This window comes from Sphingomonas zeicaulis (assembly GCF_050433225.1).
Taxonomy (GTDB): Bacteria; Pseudomonadota; Alphaproteobacteria; order Sphingomonadales; family Sphingomonadaceae; genus Sphingomonas_D; species Sphingomonas_D zeicaulis.
The window spans coordinates 433067-445171 of record NZ_JBNPXQ010000001.1; the positions used below are offsets into that span (position 1 = coordinate 433067).

General features: G+C 65.5%; 8 protein-coding genes. 1 reads left to right on the forward strand and 7 read right to left on the reverse strand.

The window, feature by feature from the left end:
* Positions 1–247: 247 nt before the first annotated feature.
* The 4 genes from FHS96_RS02225 to FHS96_RS02240 form a co-directional block, all read right to left on the reverse strand.
* A complete protein-coding gene (locus tag FHS96_RS02225) occupies positions 248–4204 on the reverse strand; it encodes an AAA family ATPase (RefSeq protein ID WP_429587674.1) in 3957 nt (1318 codons plus the stop codon).
* 551 nt (positions 4205–4755) lie between these two features.
* Positions 4756–5448: a hypothetical protein gene (locus FHS96_RS02230; protein WP_429587675.1), complete on the reverse strand. Its 693-nt coding sequence runs from the start codon at positions 5446–5448 to the stop codon at positions 4756–4758.
* A gap of 290 nt (positions 5449–5738) precedes the next feature.
* Positions 5739–6251, reverse strand: a complete 513-nt coding sequence (locus FHS96_RS02235; RefSeq protein WP_429587676.1) for a hypothetical protein — start codon at positions 6249–6251, stop codon at positions 5739–5741.
* 124 nt (positions 6252–6375) lie between these two features.
* Positions 6376–6993: a hypothetical protein gene (locus tag FHS96_RS02240; RefSeq protein WP_429587677.1), complete on the reverse strand. Its 618-nt coding sequence runs from the start codon at positions 6991–6993 to the stop codon at positions 6376–6378.
* Positions 6994–7214: 221 nt separating this feature from the next.
* Between FHS96_RS02240 and FHS96_RS02245 the strand changes: the two genes are divergently transcribed.
* Positions 7215–8093 (forward strand): PASTA domain-containing protein, encoded by an 879-nt coding sequence (locus FHS96_RS02245; RefSeq protein WP_429587678.1) that lies wholly within the window; start codon positions 7215–7217, stop codon positions 8091–8093.
* Positions 8094–8118: 25 nt separating this feature from the next.
* Here FHS96_RS02245 and FHS96_RS02250 read toward each other — a convergent pair whose 3' ends face one another.
* From FHS96_RS02250 to kdpC, 3 genes are read right to left on the reverse strand one after another with little or no spacing between them, the layout of a single operon-like run.
* Positions 8119–8808 carry a response regulator transcription factor gene (locus FHS96_RS02250; protein ID WP_429587679.1) on the reverse strand — a complete coding sequence of 230 codons (690 nt, stop codon included), beginning with the start codon at positions 8806–8808 and terminating at the stop codon, positions 8119–8121.
* Entirely contained in the window at positions 8805–11477 is a 2673-nt protein-coding gene (locus tag FHS96_RS02255; protein WP_429587680.1) for a DUF4118 domain-containing protein, read from the reverse strand. Before FHS96_RS02255 ends, FHS96_RS02250 begins: the two co-directional genes overlap by 4 nt.
* 42 nt (positions 11478–11519) lie before the next feature.
* Complete coding sequence (kdpC, locus tag FHS96_RS02260) at positions 11520–12098, reverse strand: potassium-transporting ATPase subunit KdpC (protein WP_429587681.1); 579 nt, start codon at positions 12096–12098, stop codon at positions 11520–11522.
* Positions 12099–12105 lie beyond the last annotated feature (7 nt).

Below are 12105 nucleotides of genomic sequence, written 5' to 3' on the forward strand. Positions count from 1 at the left end.
TGGGAGGATCGCCGCTTCCGACCAGAACCAGCCCTTCGCCACTTGGGTTCTAAACGGCAGCTTCTGACACAACATGCTATTCGCCCAGCGTGAAGCCACCCCGGCAGCAAGGCCCCAATTGCCGCCGTTCCGCAGGGAGCACAAGATTGCTAAAAGCGGCCATTCGTTGTGGCTGAGCTAGGCGTCCGCTACCCAGCAGCGCTGTGCTAAACGCGAGCGTTGGACCCTTGGCGTGATCGTCGGTGCGCTAGAAAAGCGTCCCTAAGACCTTCCACGACTGATTGACGATCGGGACCCCAGCGGCCGGCGCGACCCCCTGTATGGGGAATTGAACGAACTCACCTTCACCTGTCTGGCCGACATTTTCGAGATAATAAACGCTTTGCGATCCGGGCATCGGCTTACCAAGCCGCTTTAGGTAGGCGAAGTGCTCGCTCGAAAACTCATCGGCACGCGTCACGACCGCGAGAATGCGTCCATCGAGAAGGGCTAAGTCAGAAGCGGCGCCGAGCAGCACATGGCCGCGATCGAGCGCGACGGGAAAAGCGCTGTCGCCGACGACCTCGGCCGCCGCAACAACCTGTTCGAAGACCGGTGAGTGGTCTGTCTCGACCGCTTCATCTTGTGATTTCGGCGCGGCGGTTTCGTCGAACAGGACACCTATTACCTTGTTGAGATGCGCGCTGCTACGCTGGACAAAATGCGACTGCGGCACTCGAGGATTGGTCGACGGCATGGTCTCAAGCGAAATCCGCGATAGGTCCGCTCTATCAATACCGATACGACGCGCGTAGGTCCTTCCTGGAGTGCGCACGATTGCGAGGTCGCCATTGCGTACCTCAGCGGTCGCGGACACGATGAGAGTTTGACCTGGGAAGGCGACCAATCCCATGGTCGGCGCGCGCAAGGTGAAGAGCGACACATCACCCAGCGAGGCGAGGTCCAGACGATCAGTCGCGTCTTCGATCGTTGTCAACGGAGCCCCGGACGCGCGGGCTGCCAAACGACCTACGACACAGATTGGCGTACTCGGAAGCGCCACCAGTTTGAGGCTGGGGGCCGCCCTTTGCGCCTCCGCCACCGCCTGCTCGGGCGGGAGGCGCCCCATGAACCGCGCATACGCGAGCCAGCAGGCATCGATAGCAGAGAATACCTCCTCATAGCCCTGCCGAACGGTCTCGGCCTCGATAGGGGTGAGTTGATCGGCGCGTCCGTGATGCGCCTTGTTGATGACGTCGCGAAACGGTGCCCCCGCCTTCAGTGCCGGCAGGTCGAGCAGGCGCCGGAACGGTTCTTCGTTGAAGGGACGCTCACCACGGTTTCGGGCGTTGGCTATCTTGCCAAGCAGGTCGCCCATCGTTGGGTCATGCAGGACTGCCGGATCGGAAGCGAGGAGATCCCACAGCTTGATCTCGATTCGAACGCGAACGGGATGTACGAATGCCCGCGCAAGGTTCGTGTCGTTGGGATCGGTCTTTTGCCACTCTTCGCACCGTACGCGGACCTCATCTGCCACCGGCGCCAGGCTCACGGTGCATTTCGAAGTGGAGATGGCAGAGAATTCCCAGGTTTCGGTCCGCGCGCCACTTGATGGCGAGTTGGCAGCGACGAATGACTCGATAGTTGGGATAAAGCCGAAATCGTTGCTGACGATGATCGGATTCAAGCCTTCGGCAATCAGCAGCGGCACTGTCGCCGCGAGGTTCGCGACATTTCCCGGATCGAGCAGATCCTGTGGGTCATCCATGAGAAAGGCGGAAATGCCGCCCGAACGCGCCCATACCTGTTGCCAAAGGGCCAGCACAAACGCCGACAGGAAGGCGCGCAGTGCTGAAGCATTCATTACATGATGCGCTTCGACCAGATGTTTTCCCTGCGCCGCTAGGAACGTGAACCCGTCGCTCTTGGCGGAATCGAGACCTGCATATTCCGGCGCTTGGAGGAAGTGAGCCCGGTACATGCGCCGCGACCATTCGGTCGCTTTTTCCTGCAAATCCGTGATCAAGCCTGCGACTTGATTGTGGACGAGGCCGGGAAATTCTTTGAACGGCTCGACAGCTTTCGCCGCGCGAGCGAGTTTCTCAATCCTTGTACGGGCCTTGGCCCAACGTTCGCAGCTATCCTTGATCTGCGCCAGCTGTCGCCGGATGCCGGCGAACATAGTCGCGACCTCCAAGTGACTTCGCAACACCACTAGCTGGCCTTGGATGGTACGCTCATTTGCGACGATCGCTGCCTCGTCGTCATCGGTGCGAATCACCGTGAGAACCGCGGCACGTGCAAATTCAGCATGCGCGGCACGATAACGGGACAGCGCTATCGCCCTTCGCACACCGCGGATAGCGGCACGCAGTCTTTCGTTGTCGGGAATCTCTTCCGGCAGCGTCACGCCTGGTAGCGGCTCGCGGATGGGGGCCTTGCTCCAGGCCGCCTTGCAGAGCCCATCGACAGCAGTCGCCATCGGTTTCAGCAAATGTGGGAATTCGGGCAATTGGAACACTTCGCGAGCCAGCGCCGATTCGTAGACTGACGCGAGATCGTCGGGCACGGCTTCGTCTATGAACCTGCGCAGCTTCTCCGGAATCTGGTCGCGCAAGCTATGCTTGGTGTCTCGTTCCCATTCTGCCGCAGTCTTCAGCATTGCCTTGTCCGAGTAGCGCGCATCCTCCAGGGCTTGCGCCACCGATTTATCCAACAAGGCGTCCGTGGGGACTGCGCCGGGCGGGGTTAGATCGCGTTCGCAAACGGGGCAGGCGGTGAAGGCGTGACCGGGGTGCGATGCTTCGTGCCATTGCGCTACCAAGCCATAGAGGCGGAGGCGGGCGGCGCGTCCGGCATTGGCCAATTGCGCAACCAACGTCGATGCCTCGCGTTCGATATCATCCAATATCGCTTCCGCATCGGTGAGGTCCGTCTCGCTCAGCTCGCCGAGCGTTTGGGCGAGCTGCATCGACGGCAGGCCCTTGAGCGCCGCATTGCTGAAGCAATTTTCGGCCGCTTTGATCGCTGCTTCGAAACGCTTGATGTCGGCTTCGCTGGTCAGCGGCGGGAGCGTTCCCAAGATCGACCGCGCATCGGCCGCGGCTTGATCCTCGGCCACTTTGAGATGTGTCTCTGCGCCGGTCAGACCGTCCGTCCAAGCGTCCGGCGTCGTTTCCTTCGGCAACACCACGCAACCAAGATCCGGAAGGCCCTCACCATCCGTTAGAAGATCTTGGAGCGTCTGAAGCTGTCTGAAAGCGCTGGTTTCGCAGGCCTCTTTCTCTTCGCTGGCAAGCTTTGGATATTTGTTCGTCAAACGCTCGTGCAGACGCACGCTTCGCGCGCCAAAATGAGCGAGAGGGCGTAAACCTGTCAGTGTCGAGACCGCCTGGGAGAGCGTTGTTTTGTCATCGAAGCGGGTCGCCGCTGCGATCCCAGGCATCAATGTGCCGACCTGCAGCGCAAGGTCTGACAGGCCAAGCCTGTCCAAGCCACTTGCGCTTGCCTTGTAGTTTTTCTTGCCGTCCCGTTCGAGACGACGTTCAACCTCCACCTCGCTGCCATCAACAAGCGATCGAAACTTGAGGCGAACCCATGTGTCGACCTTCGGTTGCCCATCGACCCCGAGTAGTTCCATTTCGGTCGGGATCGGCACGATAGGCGGCAATTCAAAACCGGCATTGGTGCTAGTATCGTCGTCGCCAGCGACCTGAATATTGATCGGCATATGCAAGGGAGAGGGAAGCCCTTGGGATCGATGTCCATATCCGGTCAGGCACCAGCAGATCGCGCTGATTAGCGATGTTTTCCCTGCGCCATTGAAACCCCGAAACAGTGTCGCGTCACGCGAAAAATCCAATGTGAACGCGATCGGATCGCCGCCGGCCTCGTCGCAATGGCGATGAAGTCCGCGAAATCGATGGGCGGTAACACCGACCAACCGCCAGCGTTTGTGCGAAGCGGACGGCCGCACCGAGGGCGAGGTTGCGACGACCGGTTTGTCGAGCGACTCGATCAGCCGATCAATCTCCCCGTCCAGGATGTTGGTGTCTTTGTCCGGGTTCCAATAGGCTTGGCGATTTTGATTATAGAAGGCGAGTACAGTTCGGCTGTCCGGCAGTGGCAGCGAGAACTCGACACCGCCAGAGACCTGCAAGGCATCACCGGCAATCAGATGCCGAACGACTTCGTCCAAGGTCAGGTCTGCGATATCAATCGCCACGCGCCACCTCCTCTGAGCCCGGCCGACTTCTCCATCACGTGCCGGCCTAGGCGTGAATGGTTCCTCATCACACAGCGTAGACACGAATGCTTTCCGCGTCCGCAAATATTTGGGAGACTTACCTAGGCTTGCACTGAAATGGGTCGGTCGTTTAAGGCCTGATTTGGCCACGTTCGAAGCTGTAAGCGGACTGACTGCTGACGGCCAATTTCTGCCAACTTGCGGCGCCGGTCCCCCAACCGCTGAACGTCCGTTCCTGGCGAGAGCTGCCGTTCCAGCTATCGCTCTGGAACGGCCGCTTCGTTCCCACTTTCGGACACGCTCCTTATGGTCGTCCCAGCCTTTGAACTGGAATCCCGCTTCTACGTCCCGGAGTTCCACACGATCCGATCATGCTGCTAGAACCGCTGCTTCGCACACACCGGCGCCTCCTGACGCCGCAGAAGAAGCGGGACTCCGGCTCGAAGGCCGGGGTGACGGTGTTGGGGGTGATGTCTGGCTAAAGCGAATGAATGTGAGATCAAGCTTCGAGGCCGAACGAAGCGAATCGCCTAGAAATGGAACTCCGGCCCGCCCGCCATCTCCATGGCCTTGTAGAGCACGGCGCGGACTTCGCCAGGGACTTCGCAGGAGCCGTTGCCGCTTGCCGTATAGTATGTGTTGTCGAGGCGGCGTTCGAAGAGAAGGTCCACGCCGTGGATGCACATATAGTCATCCTCATCCGCAGGATCGCGCCATGTCTGCCGTTCGTAGGTCCAGAGTTCGGACGCGACCATCAGGTCGTTCAGTTCCTCGAGATCATCGGGGCTGATCCGGAACCGGCGGCGCTCGTCGAGTGACCAGTAAAAGTGGCTCTCTCCCATCCGGCGAAGCACGACGAGTTCGCCATAAGGCTTGCCCTTGATCGGCTCTTCGATCCGGATGGAGAGCCTGGTTTTCAGAAGCTGGGGCATGATGATGAAGCGCAGCCGGCGCTTGAAGCCTTTGCCGTCGGCCTTTCGCCAGATCGTGGGTTCGCCGAAGTCGGACAGGGTCCGTTCGTAATCGCGCGATGCGCGGCCGCCCAGCAGGGGCGGGGACAGCGTTGCGCATCCGGCGAGCCAGAGCGGCAGCAGGATCGCGGCCAGTTCCCTCCGGATGCGGCGCGGCTTGCGGTGTCCGCCTGCAAAACGCTCGATCGCCCGTGCCACGCTTCGTCCTCTGCCCGATATTCTCAACCTGCACAGGTATTTGCCGGTCGGCATCGAGCGACGCCATCGCAATCCGCTCCGTATCGGAGGAGGTTGCGCGCGTGAGGGCTGGAGCAGCGAGCGATTGGTCCGAACCGTTCGTCCTGAGTAGGGACTGAGCCTGGCGAAGCCTGTCCTGAGCGACGCCGCAGGCGGCGTTGAAGGGGCCCGTATCGAAGGACTGCTCCGAGCTGGGCCCTTCGATACGCGTCTTCGACTTGCCCGTAGGGCAAGTTGATCCCGAGCGAAGACGAGGGGCTCAGCCGCTCCTCAGGGCGAACGGGTTTTTTATAAGGCTTACCGCTTTATCCCGCCGCGAAGCAGCGGCCGAGGCGGGCGGTGATCGGGTTCCACAGCGCCGCCTGGCTGGCGGGGTAGCGCAGCACGAAGGTCATGCGGCGGTCGCCGGCGGCGATGGTGCGGCGGTAGACGATGGTGTCGCCGATCCTGCCCGACAGCACATACCAGCCGGGCCGGCTGGCGCGGTAGCTGATCACGGCGCCGTCATGGGCGAGGCCCAAGGCGTCGCCGGCCATCGCCTCGGCCATCGTCTGTTCGGCGGCGTTGTAGTGGCCGAAGACGCGCAGACTGGCACCGGCCTTGCCCTCGAACACGCGGCCGTCGCCATTGTCGGCCTCCGGCTGGGGGACGAGCAGGTCGGCGGGGTAGCAGATCGCATAGCCATAGCGGGCGTTGGCATAGCTCTCCCAACGATGGGCGACGGCATTGGTCTGCGCCTGCGCCGCCAGCGGCATGGCCGCGGGGATGAAAACGAGGGCCGCCAGGATGGCCGCGCCCTCGATCGCCTTGATGGTCATGCCGCGGCCCTCCCGTCGATGCATCGCGCCATCATGCGCAACGCCCCGCCGCAGGTCGATGCCCTTTCATCAACGCGATGGCGGCGTCGCTCTGGCCGTCGCATCTCAGCCTCGCGCCGGCCTGCTACCGGCCCAGCAGACGATCCCCGCCGGCGATCTCGATCATCTTGAGCCACACGGCATCCACCTTGTCGGGCGTCGTGCAATAGGTGTTGCCCTCGGAATAGCTGTATGCCGCGGGCGTGCGCCGTTCGAGGACCATGATCTCGCCGTCCACGCAGATATCCTCGCTGGTCCAGAACTCGGGATGGAATTCCCACAGGTTCGATTTTGCGATCAACGCGTCCAGTTGCGCCATTTCCCGCCGGCTGACCTCGAACCGTTCATCGATGATGATGCGCCATGGCATCCTGCCTTTCCCTCTCGATCGACGGGCGCGGACGACATGCCCCTCGATCCGGCCCGATGTCCGTTCCGCGAACTCGATCGATAGCCGCTCCGGACCGATGGTGCCGAGCAGCAGCAGGCGGATGCGGCGCCTGTAACCGGCCGCTGCCTCGTCCGGCCAAAGCGGCGGGGCGACAAGCGCCGGCGTGTCCTTGACGAGAAGCTCGGCATCCGACTCGACATCCGGCGGGAAGGGCGCGCCGGCCGGCCTTGCGGGTGCCGCGGCGCAGCCGGCGATCGAAACCATCAGGGCACATGCCAGCGCGAACGCTCCGCCTTTTTCCAAACCCGTCATCCTTGCCTCCTGAACTGCGTTCCTGAGATGTTCCGGATCTCCCGGGGGCACCAGCGCGATCTCCTCCGGATCGGAGCAAATCGGCGGGGGTGGGGCGGTGCATCCGGTGGTGCGCGCGCTCAACTCGTCGCGATCGCCGCCGGATCGTGATCCCGATCACGTTTCCAACGGGGAATCAATGACATGGGGGCGGCCACATGGGTCGTTCGAGGAGCGTTTGTATGTTGAAGCCAAGCCTGTCCGCCATCGCCTTGCTGCTGTTGGGCGGCGCCGTTGCCGGCGGCGTCGCGGCGAAGGGCAATCGTACCGCGGGTGGCGGCAACGCGGTGCAGGGCGGCGGCGGCGGGGCGGCGGCCTTCACCTCCAGCGTCGCCGCCGTGCGCATCGCGCCGCTGGCGGTGCTGCCGCGGGCGCCGGCGGATGCGGGCGAGGGCGATTGCAGCCATCTGTTGCAGACGCCGCGCAGCGCCGCCGGCTGGATGGTCGCGAACAAGGGCTGGAAGGTCACCGGCGAGGCGCCGGTCGGCCGCTATCAGGCGGTGAGCTTCGTCGGCCGGATGGAGCAGGGCACCAGCGGATCCTGCCTGCTGGATGCGGGCAATGTCGCGCTGTTCGAGGGCACGGCGCTGCGCGCGATCGTCCACGGTGCCGACGGCAGCACCGCAGCGGTCGGCCATGTCGAGCCAATGGAAGGCGGCGCGCTGCGCATCTGGAACGGCGATTTCCTGTCGCAGCCGGTGGCGGACCTTGCGGCGGGCGCGGATGGCGGGGCGATGGTGACCGCGCCGGCGCCCGAGGAAAAAGTGTGCCGGGGGAAGGGCATGGTGCCCAACATCTATGGCATGCCGATCGACAAGGCACGCGCGGCGCTGGCGAGGGCAGGGTGGACGCCGGTGCGCGCCGAGATGGTGCCGACCGACCCGCGCGCCGCCGACCTCATCCGCCACGGCGTGATCGAGGTGGACGATTGTTCGGGCACCGGCTTCGGCTTTTGCGGCTTCGCCTATCGCGGCGGCGCGGGCGCGCTGTCGGTCACCACGGTCGGCGATGCCGAGATGCCGGAGGTTTCGGGCTATGGCGTGACGTGCAGCGGCGCATGAGCGCGGGGCGGGGCGCCGGCGCGTGTCATTCCGCCTTCAGCCGGTAACCGATGCCCAGTTCGTTGACGATGATCAGCGGGCGCTGCGGATCGGCTTCCAGCTTCTGCCGCAGCGTCTTCACCAGCACGCGCAGATATTCGACATGATGTTCCACCTCGCGCGGCCAGACATGGGTCATGATCTGGCTGTGGGTGATGACGCGGCCGGGGAAGCGGGCGAGCTGTTCAAGCACGGCATATTCCTTGGGCGTCAGATGCACCTCGGCGCCGGCGCGCAGCACCCGGCGGCGGATCAGGTCGATCTCCACGTCGCCGGCCTTCACCGCCAGCGCGCCGCCATCCCGCGTCATCCGGTTGCGCAGCGCGACGCGGACGCGGGCGAGCAGTTCCTCGGTGTCGAAGGGCTTGGTCAGATAATCGTCCGCGCCGAGATCGAGCGCCGCGACCTTCTCGTCGGTGGCATCGCGCGCGGAGACGATGATCAAGGTCGCGTCGGACTGCGCCTTCACCAGCGGCACGATTTCCAGCCCGTCGCGGTCGGGCAGCCCGAGGTCGAGCAGCACGATGTCCGGCCGGTCGGCGCGCAGCCGGGCGAGCGCTTCCCGGCCGCTCGCCGCCTCGCTGGTCGCATAGTCGGCGCGGGCGAGGGCGGTGGTCATCAGCTTGCGGATGTGGGGTTCGTCATCGACGATCAGCACATGGTGGCGGGTGGTCATGGCAGGTCCTGGTCTTCGAGCGCGGAGATCACCGCGGCCTCGGGAATGGTGATGGTGAAGCAGGCGCCGGGGGGCGTCTCGACATTGCGCGCGCTCACCCGCAGCCCCATCGCCTCGGCGAAGCCCTTGACGATGGCGAGGCCGAGGCCGGTGCCGCCCTTGGCGCGATCCGATCCCTCCAGCCGGGTGAAGGTCTCGAACAATTTGGCTTCCTTGCCCGGCGGGATGCCCGGCCCCTCGTCGATGATCGACAATGCGATGCCCTGCGCATCGCGGCGCGCGGCGATCGTCACGGGCGTATCCGGATCGGCATAGCGGCCGGCATTGTCGAGCAGGTTGATGAGGCAGTGGTGGAAGAGCTGCGGGTCGATCCGCACCAGCGGCATGTCCGGCGCGATCTCCAGCCGGATCTCGTGGCCGGCCAGCGCGCGGCGGGTGTCATGCACGGCGGAGGCAACGGCGTCGGTCAGGTCGGTCGCCTCGATGCGCAGCGGCAGCGCGCCGGCCTCCACCCGCGCCATGTCGAGCAGGTTGGCGACGAAGCGGTTGAGGCGCTGCGCCTCGTCCTCGACGGTCTCGACCAGATCGGGGCGCGGATCGGTGCGCATCTGCTGGACGGCGGAGAGGATCGAGGTCAGCGGCGTGCGCAGATCGTGGCTGACGGAGGAAAGCAGCGCGGAGCGCAGCCGGTCGCGCTCGCGCAGCTGGCGGGCATCCTGCATCTCGCCTTCCAGCGCCATCCGGTCGAACGCGATCGCCGCCTGGTCGAGCAGGCTCATCAGCAGCGGCGTCTGGTCAGACCGCAGCGGCTCGCCGGCATCCTCGCGGGCTAGGCCGAGCACGCCGAGCACGCCGCGCGTGGTCGCCAGCGGGTGGAACAGCCAGTCGGAGGCGGTGAGGGTGGAGGAGCCGCGGCCGGCGGGCTGCTCATTGTCGATCGCCCATTGCGCGGCGGCGAGCTCGATCTGGTCGAGCCGGTCCTCGGGCGGATAGGCGGCGCGCAACTGTGGCCCGGTGGCGGAGGGGAGCAGCAGCACGGTCCGCACGTCGAACAGCCGGGCGACCTCCGCGCAGATCGCCTGCATCAGCGCTTCCTGGTCGGCGGCGCCGGTCAGCAGGCGGGAGAAGCCGGCAAGCGCGGCGTTCTGCCGCGCGCTCGACTGGGCGAGGTCCGCCTGGGTGCGCACCCGCGCGGCGAACTGGCTGGTGACCAGCGCCACGCCGAGCAGCACGAAGATGCTGATGATGTTTTCCGGATTGTTGACCGTCAGCGTGCCGGTGGGCGGCAGGAAGAAGAAATTGTAGGCGAGCGAGGCGGCGACGCCGGCGAACAGCCCGGCGCGCAGGCCGAAGCTGGCGGCGGCGAACATCACCGGCACCAGGAACATCATGCCGACATTGCCGAGGTCGATCAGCTCGACGAGCCCGCGGGCGATGCCTGTGCACAGCGCGACCGCCGCCAGCGTCCACAGATAGGATGAGAGATCGTCGCGGTGGCGGCGCGGCGGCTTGGTGCCGGCGGGCTCCGGGCGGACGTCGCCGTCCCCCGGCAGCACGTGGATGGCGACGCCCTCGATGCCGCGGACGAGCTGGTCGACGACCGACCCGTGGCGCAGCTCGAACAGCCAGCTGCGCGACGACTTGCCGATGACGATCTGGGTGGCGCGCGCCTGTGCGGCGAAATCCCGCAGGCCGTCGACGACGCGCTCGGCGGGGATGCTCGCGGTGGCAGCGCCGAGGCGGGAGGCGAGCGCCATCGCATCGGCCAGCCGCTGGCGCTCGGGATCGGAGAGGGTCTGGCTGCGCTGGGTCTCGATATGGACGACCGTCCAGGGCGCCTTCAGCGCATCCGCCAGCCGCTTGCCCGCGCGCACCAGCCCGGCGCCGCTGGGATGCTCGCTGATGGCAACGATGATCCGCTCGCCCACCGCGAAGCTGCCGGCCAGCGCGTGCTGGCGGACATAGTCGAGCATCTGCGCGTCCACCGCCTGCGCGGCGCGGCGCAGCGCCAGTTCGCGCAGCGCGGTGAGGTTGGATTTGGAGAAGAAATGGCCGAGCGCGCGGCTGGCTTCCTCGGGCACATAGACCTTGCCCTCCTTCAGCCGCTCGATCAGCTCGTCGGGCGGAATGTCGACCACCTCGATCTCGGCGGCCTCCAGCATCGCATCGGGCACCGTTTCACGCACGCGGACGCGGGTGAAGGAGGCGACGACGTCGTTGAGGCTTTCGACATGCTGGATGTTGACGGTCGAATAGACGTCGATCCCGGCGTCGAGCAGTTCCTCGACATCCTGGTAGCGCTTGGGGTGGCGGCTGCCGGGGGCATTGGTGTGGGCGAGTTCGTCGACGAGGACGAGCTGCGGGCGGCGCGCGAGGATCGCGTCGATATGCATCTCGCCGAGGCTGTGGCCGCGATGGTCGACGGCGATGCGGGGGATCACCTCATAGCCGGCGACCAGCGCCTCGGTTTCGCGCCGGCCGTGGGTCTCGACGACGCCGATAACGACGTCGACGCCCGATTCGCGGCGCTGGCGGCCCTCGGAGAGCATCTCGAAGGTCTTGCCGACGCCGGGGGCGGCGCCGAGAAACAGCTTGAGACGGCCGCGGCCTTCCTGCGCGGCCTGGCGCAGGAAGGCCTCTGGGTCCGGACGGTCGGGTGGCGAGGTCATGGGCTCGGGGCCCGGTGCGTCCGACGCTTCATATGGCGAATATTACCGGGCGGGCGTCATCGCGTCGAGCGCGCGGTTGAGCGCGAGGACGTTGACGGTGGGATCGCCGAGGAAGGCGGGCACCGGCGTCTGCACCGAGCGCTCGACCAGCGCGCGTACCGCGGCCGGATTGAGCCCGCGCGCCGCGGCGACCCGCGGCACCTGCCGGAGTGCCGCCGCCGGGCTGATATCCGGATCGAGGCCGGAGCCGGAGGCGGTTACCAGATCCGCCGGCACCTGTTTTGCGCCATCGGCGCGGGCAGCGAGATCGCCCTTCACCCGCTCGACCAGCGCGGCCGAGGTCGGCCCGAGGTTGGAGCCGGAGGAGGAGAGGCCGTTATAGCCATCGCCCGCGGCGGACGGGCGCGACCAGAAATAGCCCGGGCTGGTGAAGGTCTGGCCGACGATCGCAGAACCAACCGGCTTGCTACCCGCCACCACCAGGCTGCCGTTGGCCTGCCAGGGGAAGATCGCCTGGCCGATGCCGGTGATCGCCAGCGGATAGAGGATGCCGAGCAGCAGCGCGAACAACAGGGTGAGCACGATGGCGGGGCGAAAGGCGGACAGGAGGTCTTTGGTCATGACAGGG